The 20,057-nt window shown below is 56.4% G+C and carries 24 protein-coding genes; 10 read left to right on the top strand and 14 right to left on the bottom strand.

Translation table 11 applies throughout. The features are described 5' to 3' along the window. Window positions 1–2: 2 nt before the first annotated feature. The 3 genes from SIB58_RS11325 to SIB58_RS11315 form a co-directional block, all read right to left on the bottom strand. Window positions 3–1,142 (bottom strand): glycerol dehydrogenase, encoded by a 1,140-nt coding sequence (locus SIB58_RS11325; RefSeq protein ID WP_067327189.1) that lies wholly within the window; start codon window positions 1,140–1,142, stop codon window positions 3–5. 73 nt (window positions 1,143–1,215) lie between these two features. Beyond that, window positions 1,216–1,545, bottom strand: a complete 330-nt coding sequence (locus SIB58_RS11320; protein WP_066906707.1) for a DMT family transporter — start codon at window positions 1,543–1,545, stop codon at window positions 1,216–1,218. A gap of 138 nt (window positions 1,546–1,683) precedes the next feature. Further along, window positions 1,684–1,914 carry a hypothetical protein gene (locus tag SIB58_RS11315; protein WP_067327192.1) on the bottom strand — a complete coding sequence of 77 codons (231 nt, stop codon included), beginning with the start codon at window positions 1,912–1,914 and terminating at the stop codon, window positions 1,684–1,686. 104 nt (window positions 1,915–2,018) lie between these two features. On the opposite strand from SIB58_RS11315, the gene lepA reads away from it, so the two are divergent. Then, window positions 2,019–3,833, top strand: coding sequence for a translation elongation factor 4 (gene lepA, locus SIB58_RS11310; RefSeq protein ID WP_067327194.1), 1,815 nt, complete (start codon window positions 2,019–2,021; stop codon window positions 3,831–3,833). Window positions 3,834–3,878: 45 nt separating this feature from the next. On the opposite strand, the gene SIB58_RS11305 is transcribed toward lepA, so the two are convergent. From SIB58_RS11305 to SIB58_RS11280, 6 genes are all read right to left on the bottom strand, one after another. Further along, window positions 3,879–5,387, bottom strand: coding sequence for a VWA domain-containing protein (locus SIB58_RS11305; RefSeq protein WP_414494655.1), 1,509 nt, complete (start codon window positions 5,385–5,387; stop codon window positions 3,879–3,881). Window positions 5,388–5,606: 219 nt separating this feature from the next. After that, window positions 5,607–6,296 carry a Tfp pilus assembly protein FimT/FimU gene (locus tag SIB58_RS11300; protein WP_074159299.1) on the bottom strand — a complete coding sequence of 230 codons (690 nt, stop codon included), beginning with the start codon at window positions 6,294–6,296 and terminating at the stop codon, window positions 5,607–5,609. Next, on the bottom strand, window positions 6,283–6,792 hold the full coding sequence (locus SIB58_RS11295) for a hypothetical protein (protein WP_156487662.1): 510 nt from the start codon (window positions 6,790–6,792) through the stop codon (window positions 6,283–6,285). The genes SIB58_RS11300 and SIB58_RS11295 overlap by 14 nt, the downstream gene beginning before the upstream one ends. Before the next feature lie 187 nt (window positions 6,793–6,979). Further along, entirely contained in the window at window positions 6,980–8,764 is a 1,785-nt protein-coding gene (locus SIB58_RS11290; protein WP_156486763.1) for a hypothetical protein, read from the bottom strand. 3 nt (window positions 8,765–8,767) lie between these two features. Then, entirely contained in the window at window positions 8,768–9,253 is a 486-nt protein-coding gene (locus SIB58_RS11285) for a type IV pilin protein (RefSeq protein WP_067327201.1), read from the bottom strand. A 69-nt stretch (window positions 9,254–9,322) separates the two neighbouring features. Next, complete coding sequence (locus SIB58_RS11280; RefSeq protein WP_304440880.1) at window positions 9,323–9,799, bottom strand: type IV pilin protein; 477 nt, start codon at window positions 9,797–9,799, stop codon at window positions 9,323–9,325. 132 nt (window positions 9,800–9,931) lie between these two features. On the opposite strand from SIB58_RS11280, the gene SIB58_RS11275 reads away from it, so the two are divergent. Then, window positions 9,932–11,218 carry a sensor histidine kinase gene (locus tag SIB58_RS11275; protein WP_231884210.1) on the top strand — a complete coding sequence of 429 codons (1,287 nt, stop codon included), beginning with the start codon at window positions 9,932–9,934 and terminating at the stop codon, window positions 11,216–11,218. Here SIB58_RS11275 and SIB58_RS11270 read toward each other — a convergent pair. After that, the gene (locus SIB58_RS11270) at window positions 11,193–11,918 is read right to left on the bottom strand and encodes a response regulator transcription factor (protein ID WP_067327203.1); all 726 of its coding nucleotides are present in this window, start codon (window positions 11,916–11,918) and stop codon (window positions 11,193–11,195) included. The genes SIB58_RS11275 and SIB58_RS11270 overlap by 26 nt on opposite strands. Window positions 11,919–12,040: 122 nt before the next feature. Here SIB58_RS11270 and SIB58_RS11265 point away from each other — a divergent pair, with 122 nt between their 5' ends. Genes SIB58_RS11265 through SIB58_RS11245 form a run of 5 tightly spaced genes read left to right on the top strand, consistent with a single transcriptional unit; the run spans window position 12,041 to window position 15,570 of the window. Further along, window positions 12,041–12,547, top strand: coding sequence for a hypothetical protein (locus SIB58_RS11265; RefSeq protein WP_231884211.1), 507 nt, complete (start codon window positions 12,041–12,043; stop codon window positions 12,545–12,547). Then, window positions 12,544–12,957 carry a hypothetical protein gene (locus SIB58_RS11260; protein ID WP_067327206.1) on the top strand — a complete coding sequence of 138 codons (414 nt, stop codon included), beginning with the start codon at window positions 12,544–12,546 and terminating at the stop codon, window positions 12,955–12,957. The genes SIB58_RS11265 and SIB58_RS11260 overlap by 4 nt, the downstream gene beginning before the upstream one ends. Beyond that, window positions 12,954–13,493, top strand: coding sequence for a Tfp pilus assembly protein FimT/FimU (locus SIB58_RS11255; protein WP_067327209.1), 540 nt, complete (start codon window positions 12,954–12,956; stop codon window positions 13,491–13,493). The genes SIB58_RS11260 and SIB58_RS11255 overlap by 4 nt, the downstream gene beginning before the upstream one ends. Before the next feature lies 1 nt (window position 13,494). Further along, window positions 13,495–14,097 (top strand): prepilin-type cleavage/methylation domain-containing protein, encoded by a 603-nt coding sequence (locus SIB58_RS11250; protein WP_067327211.1) that lies wholly within the window; start codon window positions 13,495–13,497, stop codon window positions 14,095–14,097. A 48-nt stretch (window positions 14,098–14,145) separates the two neighbouring features. Next, window positions 14,146–15,570, top strand: coding sequence for a sensor histidine kinase (locus tag SIB58_RS11245; protein WP_067327214.1), 1,425 nt, complete (start codon window positions 14,146–14,148; stop codon window positions 15,568–15,570). Here SIB58_RS11245 and SIB58_RS11240 read toward each other — a convergent pair. Both SIB58_RS11240 and SIB58_RS11235 read right to left on the bottom strand, forming a co-directional pair. Then, window positions 15,521–15,889 carry a hypothetical protein gene (locus SIB58_RS11240; protein ID WP_066906727.1) on the bottom strand — a complete coding sequence of 123 codons (369 nt, stop codon included), beginning with the start codon at window positions 15,887–15,889 and terminating at the stop codon, window positions 15,521–15,523. The genes SIB58_RS11245 and SIB58_RS11240 overlap by 50 nt on opposite strands. Continuing rightward, window positions 15,886–17,298 carry a sensor histidine kinase gene (locus SIB58_RS11235; protein ID WP_067327245.1) on the bottom strand — a complete coding sequence of 471 codons (1,413 nt, stop codon included), beginning with the start codon at window positions 17,296–17,298 and terminating at the stop codon, window positions 15,886–15,888. Before SIB58_RS11235 ends, SIB58_RS11240 begins: the two co-directional genes overlap by 4 nt. A 119-nt stretch (window positions 17,299–17,417) precedes the next feature. On the opposite strand from SIB58_RS11235, the gene SIB58_RS11230 reads away from it, so the two are divergent. Together SIB58_RS11230 and SIB58_RS11225 are read left to right on the top strand one after the other, a co-directional pair. Beyond that, window positions 17,418–18,236, top strand: coding sequence for an ABC transporter permease (locus SIB58_RS11230; protein ID WP_231884214.1), 819 nt, complete (start codon window positions 17,418–17,420; stop codon window positions 18,234–18,236). A gap of 21 nt (window positions 18,237–18,257) precedes the next feature. Beyond that, complete coding sequence (locus SIB58_RS11225) at window positions 18,258–18,518, top strand: hypothetical protein (protein WP_066906732.1); 261 nt, start codon at window positions 18,258–18,260, stop codon at window positions 18,516–18,518. 36 nt (window positions 18,519–18,554) lie between these two features. On the opposite strand, the gene trmH is transcribed toward SIB58_RS11225, so the two are convergent. Further along, window positions 18,555–19,244 carry a tRNA (guanosine(18)-2'-O)-methyltransferase TrmH gene (gene trmH, locus SIB58_RS11220; RefSeq protein WP_067327248.1) on the bottom strand — a complete coding sequence of 230 codons (690 nt, stop codon included), beginning with the start codon at window positions 19,242–19,244 and terminating at the stop codon, window positions 18,555–18,557. A gap of 181 nt (window positions 19,245–19,425) precedes the next feature. On the opposite strand from trmH, the gene SIB58_RS11215 reads away from it, so the two are divergent. Further along, window positions 19,426–19,749, top strand: a complete 324-nt coding sequence (locus tag SIB58_RS11215) for a hypothetical protein (protein WP_066906783.1) — start codon at window positions 19,426–19,428, stop codon at window positions 19,747–19,749. A gap of 77 nt (window positions 19,750–19,826) precedes the next feature. On the opposite strand, the gene SIB58_RS11210 is transcribed toward SIB58_RS11215, so the two are convergent. Continuing rightward, window positions 19,827–20,021, bottom strand: coding sequence for a hypothetical protein (locus tag SIB58_RS11210; RefSeq protein WP_066906784.1), 195 nt, complete (start codon window positions 20,019–20,021; stop codon window positions 19,827–19,829). Window positions 20,022–20,057 lie beyond the last annotated feature (36 nt).

The following is a 20,057-nucleotide window of genomic DNA, read 5'->3' as shown; positions in this document are numbered from 1 at the left end:
TATCAGTTGATATAGGCACGCCCCTGTTGATCAGCTGCCCGGATAGCAGCCGCCACCGCTGCGGCGGTGACTTCGAAAGGCTCGTTATGGCTGCTTTCGCCTGGGATCACCGTCCGTTGCGCAATCTGCTGGATGGCCTCGTCGTCGTCGGGGTTGATCCCGATCTGCTGCAGCGTGGTGGGCAGTCCCACGGATTGGCAGTAGCTGAAGATCTCTTGGATCTCCGACTGTGGCTGGCCTTCCATCACTAGTTGGGTGTGCAGTCCGAAGGCGACCTTCTCCCCATGAAGCATCGCGTGGCTTGCGGGGATCTCGCTGATGCCGTTGTGAACGGCATGGGCAAGTGCCAGTCCACCACTTTCAAAGCCAAGCCCGGAAAGCAGATTGTTCGCTTCCACAATGCGCTCGAGAGCGGGGGTGGTGACCTGCGAATCCACGGCGGAGCAGGCGGCAGGCCCATCGGCCAAAAGAATGTCGCAGCACAGCTTCGCCAGGGCTGTGGCCGTGGTGGTCGGGTAGCCCCCAACCACATTGCAGCTGTGGCTTTGCCGGCAGCTTCGGGCTTCAAACCAGGTGGCCAGGGCATCTCCGAAGCCAGCGACCAGTTGCCGCTTCGGCGCCTTGGCCACAACCTCCGTGTCAACAAGCAGCAGCAGCGGATGGCGGTTGTAAAAGCGGAAGCCCTGCACCCCTCCGCCATTGGTGTAAATCACCGAGAGGGCACTGCACGGCGAATCGGTACTCGCCAGGGTGGGGGTGATCACCACCGGCAGATCCAGCTCATCGGCGACGGCCCTCGCTGTGTCGGAGGTTTTGCCACCACCAGCGCCGACGACGGCTGAGAATGGCTGCGTTGCTGCCAGGCCGACCAAACGGCTGATCTCCTGGTCGCTGCATTCGCCACCGAAGGCTTCAACCACCGGTGTGATGCCGACAGGCGGCAGTGTTTCCTTCCAGATCGAAGCCAGCGTTCTGCGGGCCGTGCCACCAGCGATGAACAGCACCGGTCCACTCAGGCCCAGGCGTTTCAGCTCTGTGCCCAGTTCCCAGGTGGCACCGGGACCCTGGACGTACCGTCCCGGTGAGGCGAACACCGCCAGCGGGCGTTGGTGATCCCGGCCGAAATCTGTGCGATAGCCCATAGCCCACCTAGGCAATGATCTTTCCCTAGCCAGGCCTTGGGTGTCCGTCAGTGCTTCGGTTGCTGAGGTGTGATCAACCGTGGTTCCCGCTGAGGTTCACGGTGATTACGCCGGCTGTGATCAGGGCCATGCCCATCAGCTGACCCTGGGTCGGCACCTGGTGATAGAGGAGCAGGCCAATCATCACGATCGCCACGATTCCGATGCCACTCCAGAGCGCGTAGGTGAGGCCCATGGGGAGCACTTGCACCACCCGTGACATCAATGTCATCGAAATGGCATAAGCCGACAGCACCACCAGGGTGGGAACGGGTCGACTGAAGCCCTGCGAGAGCTTGAGGCAAGAGGTGCCGATCACCTCAGCTGTGATGGCCAGCAGCAGCAACAACCAGGGCGAATTCATCGGTTGCAAACCAGGGGAATACACTATTCAACTTTCATGAAAGAAACTCTCATCGGTTTGGCAGACCATTGGGAGCCATGGCTTCCGTTGTGGTTTGGACTTTCTTTAGCAACCATGAATGCCAAGTCGCTCGCATGATTAGCTACGAAGCGGAGACGTTCGCGGGGGCATCAGGCGCTCGACACGATGTCTGATCTGACAGAGATCTGAGATTTTCTGAGAACGCAGATCGCTGAGATCGGCTTTCACTTGGATCGCGCTGATGTGGTGGCCGGTCAGTGCCTTCATCTGGAGCATTTTGCCTCCTTTGAGATAGAAAACTCCGTTGTGGCCCGCCGCTCTCTGGCCAGGATCCAGCTGCAGGTCCACCGGAGCTGAGCGTTCATCCTGATCAGGCTGTCTTGCTGCTGATCGTTGCTCCCTAGGATTGAATCAACGCCTTGATCAGCCCTCGACGGGATTCCGCCAACCGCATGACCGACGCACCCGTCTCACGGATCCGTAATTTCTGCATTATTGCCCACATCGACCATGGCAAGTCGACGCTGGCTGACCGTTTGCTGCAGGACACGGGCACAGTGGCAAACAGGGACATGCAGGAGCAGTTCCTGGACAACATGGACCTTGAACGTGAGCGTGGCATCACGATCAAGCTTCAGGCGGCGCGGATGAAGTACACCGCTGCTGATGGAGAGACCTACACCCTCAATCTGATTGACACCCCTGGCCATGTGGACTTCTCCTATGAGGTGAGCCGCAGCCTGCAGGCCTGTGAGGGAGCGCTGCTGGTGGTGGATGCCAGCCAGGGTGTGGAGGCTCAGACGCTGGCCAATGTGTATCTGGCCCTGGAGAACGATCTGGAGATCATCCCGGTGCTGAACAAGATCGATCTGCCCGGCGCGGATCCTGATCGCATCAAGGAAGAGATCGAAGCAATCATCGGGCTCGATTGCAGCAATGCGATTCCCTGTTCAGCCAAGACAGGTCTCGGGGTGCCTGAGATCCTTCAGGAGGTGGTGGACAGGGTGCCGCCACCGGCGGATGCGGTGGATGAATCCACCAAGGCGCTGATTTTCGATTCCTATTACGACCCCTACCGGGGGGTGATTGTGTATTTCCGGGTGATGAGCGGCCGGATCAACTGCAAGGACAAAGTCCTGCTGATGGAAAGCAAGAAGATCTACGAGCTGGATGAAGTGGGCGTGATGGCGCCCGACCAGCGCAAGGTGGATGAGCTGCATGCCGGTGAGGTGGGCTATCTGGCCGCATCGATCAAGGCCGTGGCTGATGCCCGCGTCGGCGACACGATCACCCTGCTGAATGCACCGGCCGATGAACCGCTGCCCGGGTACACCGAGGCCAAGCCGATGGTGTTCTGCGGACTGTTCCCAACAGAGGCTGATCAGTATCCCGATCTGCGTGAAGCCCTCGACAAGTTGCAGCTCTCAGACGCTGCCTTGAAATTTGAACCTGAAACCAGCAGTGCCATGGGTTTCGGGTTCCGCTGCGGCTTTCTCGGTCTGCTGCACATGGAGATTGTGCAGGAGCGTCTGGAGCGCGAATACGGTCTGGATCTGATCGTCACCGCACCATCGGTGATCTATCAGGTGAACATGATCGATGGCTCTGAAGAGATGGTGGACAACCCCGCCACGCTCCCTGATCCGCAGCAGCGTGAATCGATCGAAGAGCCCTACGTGCGCATGGAGATCTATGCACCCAACGACTACAACGGTGCGCTGATGGGGCTTTGCCAGGAGCGCCGTGGTGAGTATGTCGATATGAGGTACATCACCACCGACCGGGTGACGTTGATCTATGAACTACCGCTGGCAGAAGTGGTGACCGACTTCTTCGATCAGATGAAGACGCGCACCCAGGGCTATGCCTCGATGGAATATCACCTGATCGGATATCGCAAAAACGAACTGGTGCGCCTGGATGTGTTGATCAATGGTGAACGGGCTGATCCACTCACTACGATCGTGCACCGTGATAAGGCCTACAACGTGGGTAAGGGTTTGGTGGAAAAGCTCAAGGAGCTGATTCCCCGCCAGCAGTTCAAGATTCCCCTGCAGGCCTCGATTGGTAGTCGCATCATTGCTTCCACCAGCATCAGCGCCATGCGTAAAGACGTGTTAGCCAAGTGCTACGGCGGTGACATCTCACGCAAAAAGAAACTGCTGAAGAAGCAGGCCAAAGGTAAAAAGCGAATGAAAGCCATGGGCAAGGTGGATGTGCCCCAAGAGGCATTTATGGCGGTGTTGAAGTTAAACCAGAGCCCTTGAAATCTCTTTGCATCACAGTGAACCTGGTTACAGATTCACTGTGATTTACATGTCATCTACTTTGATGTATTCACCTGAGGTTTTGCTTGAGAGTAATTGCATCCATTCGGAGTCAAGACCAACACTCGTGGAATTGATTTTGACTGAAAGGTTGCCATTGGTCACCCGGGAAGCGTTTAGTCCGGCGTAGTAATCAGCAACTGTTTCGTAGTCACTACTATTCCAATAGTCTGAGTTTTGGTCATAATTAGGTTTGCCGTCAGAGAGGAAGTAGACGGTGTCGGTGACGCCGTCTTCAAAAGCTTGATCAAGGCTGTTCCATGGCATAGTGCCACCCCAAGAGCCGGGATTGCCGCTGCTGAGGCTGAGGACAAAATCAATCGCAGACTGGCGTGTTTCTGAATCAGGTGGCCCAAGTTCCACCAAATTGTCTTCACTTAGCTCCCATGTCTTGTCGTTTCGCTGTCCTTCTGTGCTGAAGGCAGCAAGCCCCATCTTGGTTGCATCAGGTAAATTGTTAATGATGTCAATCATTTCATGTTGCAGTGCCTCCATCCTGGTGAAACTGCAGATTTCTCTGGAATAAAACCACCCCTTGTTAGGGTCATAGAAGCGTCTCCAAGAATTGCCATATTCGCCACTCCAGGCCACACAGGCACTCATTGAGCCTGATCCATCCAGGATGAAACGAACATTGCGGCTGGTGATGTTTTGGAAAAAAGCACCACCGCTATAGCCATCTCCTTGATTGCCGTTGGTGTTGTTAAACCCATAGCGCACTCTCTTGTCGGCTCTTGCAAAAGCTGCAAAGTGAAGGTCTTGTTTGGTACTGGATTTAACGTCTGAAGTCTTTTCTAAATAACTTGCCGAAATTTGGTATGGGTCCTCTGTGTTGGAATCGTCCAGGGTATAAGGGTCAATAAACTTAACGAGCTTGGTGTTGATGTCAGTTTGGACTCGAATGGCTGGCTGCTGAAAGGTTCTTGCTGGTGTTTTTCCCTGCGTGAATGTGAATTCCGATTGTTCGAGAACATCGGCTAGCGGCTGCCCAGCGGGACAGCCTTCGTCTTCTGCCAAGTCGTCAACTCTGCAAGGGATTGTTCCAATATCATCAAGGACGCGACTGATAAACATCGGCGATTCAACAGTCTCTTCAGAACTGGTTGCCTCACTGGAGGCTGATTTGCTCCCCTGATAGGTTCCATCCATATTCAGTGAAGCGCCGCACCTCAAAATCGAATAGCCGCGTTGGTTACTACTCAGACTGACGCCATAGATCACAGGTTCTTCAAGTTCGACCATATTGATGCCAAATATCGGCTGAAACCCTTGGCTGCCTGCATTGGTTTTGCAGAGCCTGACCACATCTGCATGATTGCTCATCAGATCCATCTCTGGATCGTCTCCTTCAGCGGCATCCGTTCGCGTGACCAAGAGATTCATGCTGCGCTCAACCTCTGAGCGCATTAACCGAAGGCCATTGGTCGTATTTTGGCGCAGCGTTGCTTTCCCTTGTCCTTCAGAGATCAGTGTTTGTGTTGAGCGCAAGGCCATGGAGGAAGCACCCATAATCAGTGTTCCTGAGACAACGCCTACCATCAACTCCGGGATCGTGAACCCCTTTGATCTCTTGTGTAAACGCTTGTTATTTGGTGAGATTAAAAGCATGTTCTTTTTACCAGCTTTTTGATCTTCCCTTCAATTTGTCATCCTGTTAGGGCTCATGAATTTGTTATCGCTGAATTTGATCTGAGAGATCGCTGATAGTCAAGCTTATGTTGCTTGGCAACGACCATTGCTCGAACCTGCACTGCTTGTGTCGTTGATCCAGGTGCCACGCTCAATAGCGCCAGTTCCATCAATCTGTACACAGCGAATGCTGAGTCTCTCTTGATCAGGGATGCAGTTTGTGGGATTGCCTTTGGATAGAGCTTTTTGATGGCAAATCAAAAAGGTCAGCGTTCCTGCATTTGCAGTTGTTCCAGGTGGGGTAAAGCCAAAGTCCCTTGTGCTGACCGCAACTCTGACATGTTGCGATTCTGGCGCGGATTCTTTTTGCACCAGCCTTAAGTTGTCGAGAGGCCTTCCCGTGATTTCACTGAGCTTGTTCCCGTCATATCCTTCTATACATCTAGGGTCGTCGATCAACTGGCTGATTTCGGAGTCGCAACACTTAAAATCTGTAGTGTTTTTACTTTGGCTAAATTCTGTGATGGTATCCGGTGTCCTAAAGCTGTTTGCAGCAGGAAATATCATGGAACAGCTTGTTTTGCGTGAACCGAGTTTGGCCCGTAAGCCATAAATGCCTGACTCGAGTTGTGATGCATAACGGTCTACGTCAACTTGCCAGCGATTTCGAGCAACGATCGGAACGGTGACTGCTGTTGCAGTGCTTAGAATCGCGAGAGCGACAATCATTTCAACGAGGCTAAATCCTTGTTGTTTGCTGTTATTGCAGGTCATAGCATTGTGATGAAAAATTTGGATTCAGCTCTGTAATGCGTTTTTCCAAGCCGATGGACGTTTCAGGTGCTTCGAAGCTGTGGGTTACCACTAACAGATATGGATTGTCGACATTCCATTCGAGTTGTACGGCCGGATGCTCAACGACTCCCGCGACTTCTGGCTTTTGCAGATGATCTTTTAAGAAGGTGCTTGGAGAGGCGCAAGCAGACTCCATTGAGCTATTGAGCCCCGCAGTACTCGTAATCGCTTCCTGTGTCAGATATGAATCCTGCATTTGCAGGAGTTGAATGTGATCATTAATTGCAGCTTCAATGCTATTCCTTGCTGACTGATTTTGGCTGGCGGCCATGCCTGCAACGCTCAGACGGCCGACAGCTGTCATCACGGCTGCGATCACAAGACCAGCGACGAGAGTCTCGATCACCGTGAATCCAGCCGCTGAAGAATCTCTTTTGAGAGACCTGCATGTTTTTAGAGTTGATGGCTGCTTCATGGTGTCTGAATGAGCCTTCTCTGAATCATTCGACAGGGTGCGTGCCGAAAAGTAACCGCTGTCTGAAATCCTCCTTCTCTATTTTCGTCTGTCGAAACACTTCACTGATGACAATTGGTCTAAGCGATCAAGTGAGTTTGATGTGGTGCGTCTGAGTTTTTCATGAGAATATTTTCTTGTTATTTGTTTACCAGCGTTCAAAGACGTCAAGACTGGTGCCACGAATCGCGCGGGTGACCTTGCGCCCATAGCCTGGATAATTAAAACGTTCTGTCCAGCCCCAGTGGGTGTTGGCGCTTTGTACCACTGAAATCCCATTCTGTTCTGTTGTTAAATCAAAGCTTGGCGTTGATGTGTCTTCATCTGCTAATGCGTCCTCATCCTTGACGACGCAGATGCTGCTAGCCCAAACCAGCCCTGTGAGTGTGGCGTTATTCGGTCGTACGATTCCTGTTGGTAAGTAGAGCAATGCATACGGTAAGGTTTCTCCTGTGAAGACCACTGATTGTGCAGTGCGGTAGCAGGCATTTGTTGCAGGTGCTTCTCCGCTTGCCGCCATAATTACGAGTTGTTCTGGCTTGGTGCTGCAATTATTGCTTGTGGCAGCACACAGCTCCGCTGATCCAGATAAGTGAATGGCTTGATTCAGATTCAGGTTGTTGGGATAGCTCACTGGTTGATCCAGATGCAGAACGATTGCGCCCGACTCTGATGGTTCAAAATGCAACTTTGTACTACTCAGCCTGACGTGGTCAAGATGGACATGGCAGTCAAAGTTGTTCGAATTATTGCATAGAATGTTTTTTGTTAATTTTATCTTTCCGCCGCTCTGGTCTAGATTAATTCCTTCTTCTGAAAGGGTTCGAAAGTCGCTTGCATTCGTTTGATCTGCATCACGAACGCAGATCACTTCACCGCATGGGAGTGGTGGATATAAGATCTCTTCGCCGGTCAATGGATCGATGTCGTTGAGATCATCGCCATCGCGATCGCCTGGGGCTGGTGGACTGTCGTCAAAACTCCAGATTCGAATTGTGTCTCCATCGGAATCCGATGTTGTGTCGTTGATGCGATCTTTTTCAAATAGATTCGCAGGCGGAAGACCACTGATGCCACGCTTGGTTTCATCAATATTAATTGGCCAGATCTGATTGTCGCTGTCTGCTCCGCTGAGGTCTGGGTTAGTGGCTCCGACATCTGCAAGAAGTGAGTCAAAACAACTCGCTGAGTATTGATCAGCAGAATAATTATCAGGTGATTTGGTTAAGTAAAAAATATATCCAGGTCCGTCAATGCTGGTGTTGTTGAGTCGTAGGTTATGACCACTGATAACGGCCCAGTCTCCAGCCCCTACTACCCTCGAATTGACGTAGAGCGCACGTTTGAGCAACGCTCGTGACAGGAGTGTGTCTCCACGCTTGACAATGCCTTCGACGTAGAAACTACCTTCGCCATTGCCGCTCGTTGCTGTGGTGTTGTAGCTGCGTAGGCGGTAGCCAACTTCGATGTCCCCATCAACACCATCGGCTCGGATGTTGCTTGTGTTGATTGGAATGATTTCCGGTTCTTCGCTTGTGCCTCGGGGATAGGCATTGATGAATCTCTCGACTGGGGTGCACAGTTCAACCAGTTGAGTGCTTGGCGATGTGTCTGTGGCTGGGGCATTAGGATTCGCCCAGCCCCATTGCTGTGAGTCGTTGCGAAGTGTGAGCAGGAAGCCTGTGTAATTATCGCGATCATCTTTGTTCAGGTCACTGATGATGCGATTGAGGCCATTCAATGCTGCAGATTCGGCTAACTGGTTGTAACTCTCTGCAGCTCCAAGTTTTCTGGCCATCATCTGGCGAATCATCAGACCGCTTGTCCCAGCGAGTAACACGGTTCCCATCAATAAGGCCATCACCATGGCCATTCCTTGCTCTTGAATGGGTGGTGATGATGAATGTCGGATTTTAAAAATTCCGCTTTTCATGATTTAGGTGCAAACGACATCTATTGCATTCGTTTTTCCGTCTCCTTTGCTGATTTTGCTGGCCCCCGTGCTCGCGTTTAAGCAAGCTTTGATGTCTCTATTTGGACATCCATCTTTAGGGGCTCCCGTGATGCTGTATGTCGAACTTGCTGGTCCGCCCACTATGATCTCGTAATGTTCACTGGGCAGTATCCATTTTTTTGTAAATTCTCCGGTCATTTCCCCATCGCTGCTCATGATGGCGCTGATGCTGTTGAGGTCGTCCCAGTTGGTTGGGTAGACCCCTGTTTCGTCGATGTAAGCAGAAATGATTGCTTGCAGTGAACTCACGCTCGATATGGCTTCTGTTGTTTCTGACCGGCAGAGTTGCCCGACATAGTTTGGTATTGCAACAGCAGTAAGGACACCAACGATGCATGTGGCAATGACTATCTCAGGTAATGAAAATCCTTCTGATCCTCGTTTAAGCCCTTTTTTGCTGGACTCCATTGGCCTTATTCGCTGTGGATTATTGGTTGTGGGGAGATGTTGTTCTCCCCGGTTTTGTTAGCCCTAGGCCTAGGACCACTCCCCCGATACGCTTCCTGTTAGGTTATCGACATCTAAAGTGCATGTGTCTTCATCTTCTCCATTTGCTGGATCTTCCCCGCATTTGACGCCGCCAATATTTGTGGGCCTGCCAAAAGCGGTCGCATTTTCGATTTCTACAACAGCAGATCCGTCGCACGGCTTGTTAGTTCCCTCAGCAACCCCGTCGATTTTAATCGTGTCAGGCACGTCTGGAAGATCTGCAGGGTCTTCAATAAGCATGTTTGCTCCGCACTGTTTCCCGAATGCTGCCATTGATCCAATCAGAGCTTGGGCCTCGGCTTTATCTCGTTGATTAAGGAAATTAGGTAATGCAACTGCAGATAAGACGCCAACAATCACAATCACGATCATTAGCTCCACCAAAGTGAAGCCCTTTTCAATCGCATTACGTGTTTTTTTGCGATTCAGCATCGCTAGTTGTAACCGGCTGTTGAGAGTAGTCATGACTGGATCAGTGTTTGTAAAAGGTTTTGGCACTTGTCGTGCTCACAAATTCAGCATCTCTCGTTTGTTTGGCTTGCAGAGGAAAGAACAGCTAGAGCTCTCTAAGAACGTTCTTAGGGTTGTTCTGAGCTTTTGAACTATCAGCCTCTGCCCTCGCTGCGCACCTGGCTGCAGTCCACTGCGGTGCTCACGGTTGTGGCCGGTTACTCCGTGTTGCTGGTGCTCAATGGCGCTCTGTCTGACCTGCAGCGCCGCCAGCAGCATGAGCGGCTTGTGCAGTCGTTGGCTCGTCAGGCTGGAGTCGCGCAGTTGGATCCAGTCCATTTGCGCAGCTTTGGGCTGGAGGCATCGTTACTGGCGGTGGGCTCAGCTCAGAAGCCCAGGCTTCAGCGTGATGCTTCTGGTCAGCAATGGCTGGTCAGTCGACAACTCCTGCAGTTGCCTAGTGGAGAACAACGCTGGCTGCAGCTTCGGCAGAACGTGACCAGTTCCCTTGAGCAACAGCGTTTGGCGCAGTTGCTGTTGGTTGCAGCCGCAGGATTGTCGATCCTGTTCACAGCCCTGTTGCTCAGGCCCGTGATTCGGCGCGGGTTGTTGGTGCCACTGGATGATTTCGATCAGCAGCTGCAGACCCTGGAAGCCGACAATCTCGGCGAGCACCTCTTGGATCCCCAGCTGCAGCCGCAGGAATTGCGTGCCATCGCCATTGCGTTCAACAACCTGCAGCAACGCCTTGCCGCCGCCTGGCGCCGCGAGCGGGCTTTCGTAGATGGCGTAGCCCATGAACTGCGCACGCCGATCACCGTGATCTCCGGCCACAGTCAGCGGCTTCAGCGCGAAGCACTCCCTGCATCTGTCCAGCGTTCCGCTGATCTGATCAATGCGGAAGCAGCGCGAATCGCTGATCTGCTACGGGTGTTGCGTGATCTGGCTCTGATCGACTCCGGTCGTCTCCAGCTTGATTACGAATCACTCGATCCTGATGATCAGTTGCTGCTGGCTTACGAGTCGCTTTCCGCCGATTCCAACGGTCGGCTTCAGTTGCCTCAACCCGCTGGCGAATTAATGCCAGCTCTATGGGCTGATTCAGCGCGGGTGCAGCAGTGTTTGCAAGCACTGATTCGTAATGCTCTTCTCTACAGCTCGGGGATTGTGCGATTGCAAACAGAGCAGCGTTGTGATGGCTTGATCTTGCACGTGATCGACCAGGGTGATGGCATCGCAGAAGTCGATCGTTCCGTTCTGCTTCAGCGCTTCAAGCGCGGCGTTAATTCTGCTGGTACTCGGGGCATGGGTATTGGTTTGGCACTTGTGCACGAGTTGATGCAGGTCATGCAGGGTGAGTTGCTGATCAACGATGCTGCAGGTGGTGGTGTTGATGTTCAGCTGCGGTTCAGGCTTGCGGCAGCCGGGCCATAAAGCCCACGCCGCGCACCGTGTGCAGCAGCTGCGGCTCACCTTTGGCTTCCACTTTTTTGCGCAGGTATCCCATGTACACATCCAGTGAGTTGGGATCGCCCACAAACGGTTTCCCCCACACCCCTTCCAGAATCTGTTGCCGGGTCTGCACTTCGTTGTTGTGCTTCACCAGGTAGGCGAGCAGATCGAATTCACGCTGAGAGAGAGACAATATTTTGTCTTCCCTCTGCACCCGACGTTCGATCAGGTCGATCTGCAGATCGCCAAGGCTGAGGCTGTCTCTGGCGCGTTCAGAACTCGCGAACTGCCCTCGGCGCAAGCGGGCGCGGACGCGGGCGTGTAATTCCTTCAGCTCGAAGGGTTTGGTGAGGTAATCGTCAACGCCCAGGTCCAGTGCCTGCACCCGGTCATCAATATCGTCGTGTGCGGTCAGCATCAGCACAGGCGTGGTGTCGCCACTGCTGCGCAGACGCTGGCAGATCTCGGTGCCATCGAAATCCGGAAGGGTCCAGTCGAGCACCACCAGATCAAAACTTTCCTGTCTCAGCTTCAGCAGCGCATCGCCGCCGCAGATGGCGCCGCTGCAGTTCAACCCCTGCTGGCTGAACTCGTCCTGCAGAAACTGCAGCAGTTCCGGATCGTCATCAACCACCAGCACTCTGCTGCGACTGCTGCTGGCATCCACCGCTGAGCTACCCATGCCTGTTCGGATTTAACGGGCATTTGTATCTTTTCACACCTATTCTTAAATTGCTTCCCCCGATCGGGGGATCTGTGTATTCGGGGGAATGCTCGGCACAGTCGTGAAGCACTGCTGTGTTGTTGCTGGAATCTCACCAGTCGTTGTTTGCCAGGCCGAAGCCGCAGGCGTCAGGGTTTGTTCTTCCCCTGGCACTGACCGCTTCCGCCGTGTTGCTGCTGGGCAGCGCCTCGATTCACACCCTCAGCCTCAAGGGTCGCTTGCGTTTGCAGGCTGCCATGGAGCGGGATCAGTCGGCCGATCTGCTGCGCTCAGCCGCCCAGGCCTTCACGACCATGGCCACCGGTGTGCAGGCCTGCCTGCTGCAATGGCCCTCTGCTACCTGGGGGTTGCGCCAGCACAGTTGCTCCGGTGCTGAGCCCGCAGCATTGATGCAAGGCCGCGTGGCTGATCAGCCGTGGCAACTGCTGTCCTGGCAACCCGCCTCCGGATCGGGGGATCTGCGCCTGGCCCTCGTCGATGGTCGTCGCGCCAGCTTCAGGCTTGAGCTTGCTGCCGATGGGGCACAGATCCTGGGTATCCGTGCTGTGCAGTTGATCGGACGTGATGGCTCGGAGCCGTTGTCATGAGTCTGCCGGAGGTGCTGATCTCATCAATGCTCTTGGCCAGCAGCAGCAGTGCGGCCCTTGGCGTCTGGAGCCAGGCGACGGCGACCTGGCAGCAGAGCCGCACGCTGCAGCAAACCGCTGATCAGCTGGAGCTGATGCAGCTGGCCAGCCATCGCTGGCTGAGGCAGCACGGCGCTGAGCGCAATCTGGTGATCCCTGGTTTGGATCCATGCCTGCTGGATGCCAGTGCTGTTGCTGTTGCGCTGGACCAGGCTGTGCCGTTGCCACAGGGCATGACTCGCCAATGGGTTGTGGATTCCGAGCAACTCGGCATCTGGCAGGAGCTGTCTGCATTGAACGCCGATGGTGAGGTGCTGTTGCAGCGCCGACAGCTGGTCAGCCCAGCGGCCTATGGGCTCTGCCGCTCATGAGGCGTGCCAGCGTAGGCTTCAGCCTCGCGGAGCTGATCGTTACGGTTGCACTTCTGGGGATCATCGCCTCACTGGTTGTGCCGGATGCGGCTTCTGATCGAGATCGGCTGCAGCTGGATGCGGCGGCCCGGCGCTTGCAGCTGGGTCTGGAACGGGCCCGCCTGGCGGCGAGACGTGCGCAGCAGGCCTGCGGCATCAGCCTTGCTCGTGATGCCTGGGAGCAGCCTGAGCAGCAGCAGTTGCCGGCTGTGTTGGCTCCCTGTTCAGGAGTTGGCCTGGCCTTGCAGGAGGCCTTCGAGCAGGGGCCGATTCAGCTGCACACCAACCTGCCGGAGCTGATTCGTGTGTCGGCCAACGGTTTGCTGCTCGATGGCGGCACCACCGTGCTCAGCCATGAGCGGTTAGATCAGCATCGCTGCCTGGTGGTGAGTTTGCCGTTGGGTGTGAGCAGGGTGGGCACCTACCAGGGAGACCTCCCTGCGCTGGGCGAGGCTCCCCGCAGCGCGCTCTGCCAACCCAGGGTTCAGGAGGGTTGAGATGAAGCGAGCGCGATGCAAACCAGAAGGCTCTTGGGGGTTCACGCTGCTGGAGCTGCTGCTGGCACTCTGTCTGGGCACGCTGCTATTTGCACTGCTGCTGCGCTTGATCGGCGCCGATCTGCAGCTGGGTAGGGCCATGGCCGTGCGTTTGAGTGAAAGCTCGCGACAACGCCGCAGTCTGGAGCTGATCCGCGAGGAACTGGGATGGGCCCATGGCTGGATGGTCGATCCACCGCTCTCCAATCGTTGGCCTTGCCGCATGCGTGGTCGCCGTCCGGTGCTGGCCATAGCAACCCAGGCTGACGATCTCCAGGCGCGCGGTGAGAGCGCGATCGTGTATTCGGTGGGTTCAGCTCCAGCTCCGATCTGGCGCGGGCAGGTGTTGATGCGTTGTGGCCCGGCCTACGGCCTCGATGGCGTGCCTAACCTCCGGGGTGCTTTCCAGAATCGGGTGCTGCTGGATGCGCTTCCCCACGACATCGGCCCAGGATTCACGGCACGTCCGCACCCGCAATGGCCTGTGCTGGAGTTGGAGATCGAACAGCAGTTGCCGTCTCGTTCCGGGGATCCGCAAGTCCTGCGCAGCCGGCTGGCCGCCTGACGGCTTGAGACCGTTAACGCCCTCTGTTGCTGCTGCAGAGAGGCCACTGTGAGCGCCAGGGTTGAACCAACGTCGATCCGGCGACGGTTGGAGCGCACCGCTTTGCTAGCGGTGTTATTGGGCTATGGCTTGTTGGTGCTGGCGAATGTTCAGTTGTTCCAGCAGCAGCGCAACCAGCGACAGCTGACCACGATGCAGCGGGCCGAACGCTTGTTGCTCGGCAATGTTGCCGTTGCTGAGCAACCTCAGCAGCTGCAACGCTTGTTTGGCACGTTCTCCAGCTCCGGTCTGGCGCTGTGGGGGAGCTTTGCAGAGCAGAAGTCCGGTGATGCTGCGTTGATGGATCCCTCTGCGGATCTGCGCCAACGGGCTGAGCGGCTGGCTCAAAACCAATCCCGGCCTCAGCTGTTCCGCAACCGCAGCAGCAGTTACATGATCACCAGCAGGGTTGTGAATCTCAACGGCAACCCCTTGCGTTTGTATCTGCTGGAAGATGTCTCGGCCGAGGTGGCGTTTGAGCGTCAACTGAACGGATGGTTGCTGCTTGCCGCTGTTCTGGCAGCGCTGCTGTCTGTTCTGCTCAGCCGCCGTGGTATTCACCGTGCCTTGCAGCCTTTAACGCGCCTTGGCGACAGGTTGGAGACGTTGTGCTCCAATCCTCTACAGCATCAACCGCTTACTCCCGACCAGCAACCACTGGAGTTGAAGCCTCTGGCTTCTGCTGTCAACGATCTGCGCGAGCGTCTTGCCAAGGCCTTGGACCATCAGCAACAGTTCGCCAGCAGCGTGAGCCATGAGCTGCGCAATCCCATCACCATCATTGGTGGCTACAACCGCAGGCTGATGCGCCGCGCCGACAACCTCACGGACGATCAGCAACGACAGCTACTGATTGTTGAGGATGAAATCCGCCGGTTGGGACAACTGGTCACCGATCTGGTGACGATCACCCGCGCTGAGATCAGCGTTCAGAACCTGGATTGTCAGCCTCTTTGCATTGCTGATCTGGTTCAGCAGGCCACTGCGCTGCTCGAGCCACAGGCACAGCCGCGGATTGTGGTGATCCCTGCTGATGGCGTTGATCCCCGGTTGATCGAGGTCTTCGCTGATCGTGATGCAGTGCTGCAGTGTCTTGTCCATCTGTTCAACAACGCCTGTCAATACAGTCCGCCCGCTTCTCCGGTCGAGATTGGCTACGTCTGCCAAGCCGAGAGGGTGTTCCTGCAGATTCGTGACCACGGCCCGGGCGTCCCCGCGGAAGAACGGCAGTTGGTGTTCGAGCGTTTCCGGCGTGGCCGTAACAGTGAGGGGAGTCCCGGTAGTGGTATCGGGCTGGCCGTGGTGCAGACGCTGGTGGATCCCATGGCCGGCAGCGTGTCGATCGAGGACGCCGAAGGCGGTGGTGCCGTTGTTGTGCTGGGTCTCAGGAGGTGCTCGTCTCCTGCTCCGGAAGTTCATCCTCCGCTTCATTGAGCAGGTAGAAAGCCAGCACGGCCATGCAGGCGATGGCCAGGAACAGGTGATCCACCCAGCCATACTGCACGCCCATGCCCATGGCGGTGATCTTGCTGTTCACCACCACCAGCACCACGGCAAAGCTTGCCAGCAGCAGGGCGGGTAGCCGTTGAATCTGCCGGCGTTGACGCCACATGCTGAACAGGGGAGGCAGCAACACCAGCGTCGAGACGCCATGCAGAACACGCATGCTCAGATCGCTATGCAGATGTGGTGTGATCGACGCCCAGAGATTGGCCGGCACCAGCAGCGAAACCAGGATCAGGTAGGGAATCAAGGGGCTCGCCTCAATTGAATGCGAAAGCAGCTGCCCATGCCGGGTTCGCTTCTCACCTTGATGCTGCCACCCATCGCTTCCAGCAGCAGTTTCACCACGGAGAGTCCAACGCCGCTGCCGCTCTGCCCCGTGGTGTTGGCGCCACGGTGAAAGCGATCGAACACGTAGGCCAGGTCCTGCAAGGGAATGCCGATGCCTCGATCTTCCACCTCAAGCGTCAGGTTGTTGATGCCTGAACGCAAGTGCAGCTGGATGGGCTGTTCAGGCGGTGAGTACTTGTGGGCGTTTTCGATCAGGTTGAGCAGCACCTGGCGCAGCCTGGCGGCATCGCCGAGCGCCATGATGGAGCTGCCTTCTGCTGGCAGCTCCAGGGTCAGTTCACGGGCCAGGGCCGATCCCTGGGCGCGCACCACTTCCTCGAGCAGAGGTCGCAGATCCACCGGCTCCTGTTTGACCTGCAAGCGCCCGGAATCGCTGCGTGAAAGGTCGAGCAGGTCATTGAGCAGTTGCTGCATGCCGATCGTCTCTTCTTCAGCGTCGTGAAGACGCTGAACCAGCTGTGCCTCCAGCTGCGGTGCCTTGCGGATCACGCGTTTGAGAGATCCAGACACCAGGGTCAGTGGTGCCTGCAATTCATGGCTCACGGCGCTCACGAACTGACGCTGCTGGCTCCAGGACTGGGCCAGTCGCTCGGTGAGGGCGTTGTAGGTGCGGGTGAGCTGGCTGAGTTCCTGTGGTCCCCTGGGCACCGGTAGAGCGGCTGTTTGCAGGCCTTCGGCAGTGAGCTCGGCGCTGCGGCTGCTGAGCTCCTGCAATGGTCTGGTGATTCGCTTCACCAACAGGCTGACCAGCAGCAACGAGCCACTGAGGGCGCTGCCCCAGATCAGGATCATCCAGGCCAGAAATTCGCTCTGAGCAGGGCCCAGGCCGGAGATTTCCGTGCTGCTCCAGAGCAGATCCCCAGAGCGCAGGCGGCGGTCCAGCAGGGTGAGGTATTCCCGCTCCTGCAGCACGATCAGATTCGACTGGCCTTGCTCCCGCAGTGGATTGGCCATTGCGGCGGCTTGCAGAAGAGCCGCTGGGATGGGGCGGTGGTCTCGTCTGGGGGTGATCAGCTGCCCGTCCGGCTGTTCCAGCCACAGGTTGGTGCGCAGGCTGGAGTGGTTCTGAAGTTCCTGCACGATCAGCGTTTCGCCCTGATCGACTTGGCTCTCCAGCTGAAAAGCGAGTGCTGCTGATGCTGTCAGCAGCTCAGCTTCTCCCACGCGCAGTCGGCTGCGTTCGCTCAGCAACAGCCCTGTGCTGGTGGCACCGGTGAAGCCGAGCAGCACCGCGGCGTAGGTGGCGAGCTGCAACTGGCCGAGCATGGTGCCCGTCAGGCGGGAGCGCCAGTGGCGGGAACGGTTCATGATCCAATGCTGCTCTTGGTCGGACAGTCGGGCAAGAATGCGCTTGATCAGCACTGCACTCCACTGTGAGTTTTGCCGCCTCGCCCCTGGGCATCGCCCGCCCCAGCCTTTCGGCTCGTATGGCCCGCTGGGGCCTGGTGATCGTGGCGATCTATGGCCTGGTGGCCCTGATCACCCCGGTGCTGTTGGCCGCTGGCCTGCTGCCGGATCCCAATGCCGGCCTGGAGAATCCCATCTATGCACCTCCATCGTTAGAGCACTGGTGCGGCACCGATCGGCTCGGGCGTGATGTTTGCGTGCGCACCTTGCAGGGCAGCGGAGTGGCTCTGCAGGTGGTGCTCCTGGCCGTGACCTCCGCGCTGGTGATCGGTGTGCCCTTGGGCATGGTGAGTGGCTACCTGGGGGGAGGCGTCGATCGCTTGCTCGTGCTGCTGATGGACACGCTGTACACACTGCCGGTGTTGTTGCTGTCGGTGGTGTTGGCCTTTCTGCTGGGTCGGGGGGTTCCCAACGCGGCTGCGGCGTTGTGCGTGGTGTACATCCCCCAGTACTTCAGGGTGGTGCGCAACCAGACGGCCCAGGTGAAGGCGGAGCTGTTCGTGGAGGCAGCGCGCACGCTCGGTGCCGGACCGGTCTGGATCCTGCGCCGATATCTGTTGCGCAACGTGATCACCTCCGTGCCGGTGCTGCTCACGCTCAATGCTGCCGATGCGGTGCTGGTGCTGGGTGGCCTTGGCTTCCTCGGCTTAGGGCTTCCGGAAACGGTGCCGGAATGGGGCAGTGATCTCAATCTCGCGCTCGCGGCTGTGCCGACCGGTGTGTGGTGGACCGCTCTCTATCCAGGCCTGGCGATGTTTGTGCTGGTGCTGGGGCTGTCGTTTCTGGGTGAGGGTCTCGAAGCCTGGGTGAGCAGCACGGGGCGGGACGCGGCAAAATAGGCCAGCAGGACAAATCAGACCATGCCGTTCTGGGCCACGCTCGCTCTGATGACGCTGATGGTGACGCTCTGGGTGTCTGGCCGCAGCAATCCAGATGATGTGATCGGTCTTCTCGAGCAGATGCTGGCGATTGCGCTGGGGCTCGTGGTCCTGTTCATCGGCCGCAGTTTGCCGCTAGAGCTTCTTGCCTTGGTGTTTGCCCTGCGATTGCCGGCAGCGCGTCGAAACCATCCTGTGATGGAGCGCAGGCAAGGCAGCAAGGATGTGTTGATGCCGTTCTGAACCTGTTAGCAGAGCTGCGGCTCCTTGCTTCAGAGTTCAGCAGTGCAGCTTGGCGGTGCGAGGCAGCTGCTCGAGAATTTCACCGTCTTCTGAGAGGGCCGGATAGCTGCGGCCCTGCTCACGGCACCAGCCCGCCACCTCCGGATAGCACCACTCAAACAGCAGGTCGGTGTATCGCTCTGCAGGAATACCTTCACCTTGAAGCGGTGCGAGCCCAGCCGCCTGACGCTGCCTGAGGGCCTCAAACAGCAATGTGGCTGTGGCCACCGACACATTCAGGGACTGCACCATCCCACGCATCGGAATGAAGACCGCCTGATCCATCAATGCGGTGGCTTCCGCGGTCAGTCCCCATTTCTCAGCACCGAGAACGAAGGCTGTGGGGCCAGTGAAGTCGCATTCGTGGTAGTCGCGAGCGTTCACGCCCAGGTTGGTGCCATACAGCCGGAATCCTTGATTCTTGAGGTGGCGCACGGCGCTGCTGATGTCGGCATGGTCATGCAGTGGCACCCAGCGCTGACTGCCCTGGGCGGTGCTGTTGAAGGTGCGGGGCCGTCCGCTGAAACTGACGGCATGGGCTTCCAGAACCCCCACGGCATCGCAGCTGCGCAGGATCGCCGAGAGGTTATGGGGCTTTTCCACGTGCTCCACCAGCACGGTGAGATCCGTCATCCGGCAGTTCAGAACCTGCTTCAGACGCTGAAATCTGCGGGGAAGGATCGGCATCGCTGAGATCGCTGCAGGCGTGAAGGTTTGCTGGCAGCCATGGGCATGGCTCAGATTTGCATGTGAGCCGCAACCGGCATCCTGCTGAGCGCTCAATGCATTTGCTACACAGGGCCCTGTCATGACCACAGGCTCAAGGTGACTTCAGCTGATAGCTCTAATTGAAGCGAGGGATCTGGGGATGGGCACGATCTTGACGTCCAATGCGGCTTTGGAGCTCATGCGTCAATCCGCTGTTGCTGGCATACCAGGTGAAATGCATGCCGAAGTGGTGTCCGGAGGTTGCTCTGATTACGCGATTGTGTTCAAAGCAGGCCGCAACTCAGGTGAGCCAATCTCCAGGGAATCTGGAGTAACTCTCTACTCCAAGGCTGAGCAGGTTCGGCTTTTTTCCGGTCTTGTGATCGATTATCAGGAGTCTCTCTCTGGGGGAGGTTTTTTTCTGTCTGGTAAGACGATTGATGTGTCGTCGTGCGGAAATTGTTTCTCCTTCAGGGCTGCTTAAATCTTTGCTACTGGTTCAATTTCTCTTCTTAAGGTTCAGCTCTAAGTGCCCAGGGTCGGTCGATTGCCTTTGCACATTTATCCGCAGCAACCGCTCTGCTGCAGTGGTGTCACGGTGACGCCACTCACAACTTGAGGGTCCATTAAAACGCGCACTTTGATGCCACCGTCTGGATCGTCGGCAAGTTCGATACCAAGGCCCAGCAGCTCTTTCCCAGCATCGTTTTTGTAGTTGATCAACTCGACTCTTTGGATATTGCCTTGCTCAGACATTGTTGAAGCTTGTGTTGTGATCCATCATTATGCCTG

Origin of the sequence: Synechococcus sp. MIT S9504, from assembly GCF_047497135.1 — a bacterium.
Lineage (GTDB): Bacteria > Cyanobacteriota > Cyanobacteriia > PCC-6307 > Cyanobiaceae > Synechococcus_C.
This window is presented reverse-complemented; position numbering and strand designations above follow the sequence as displayed.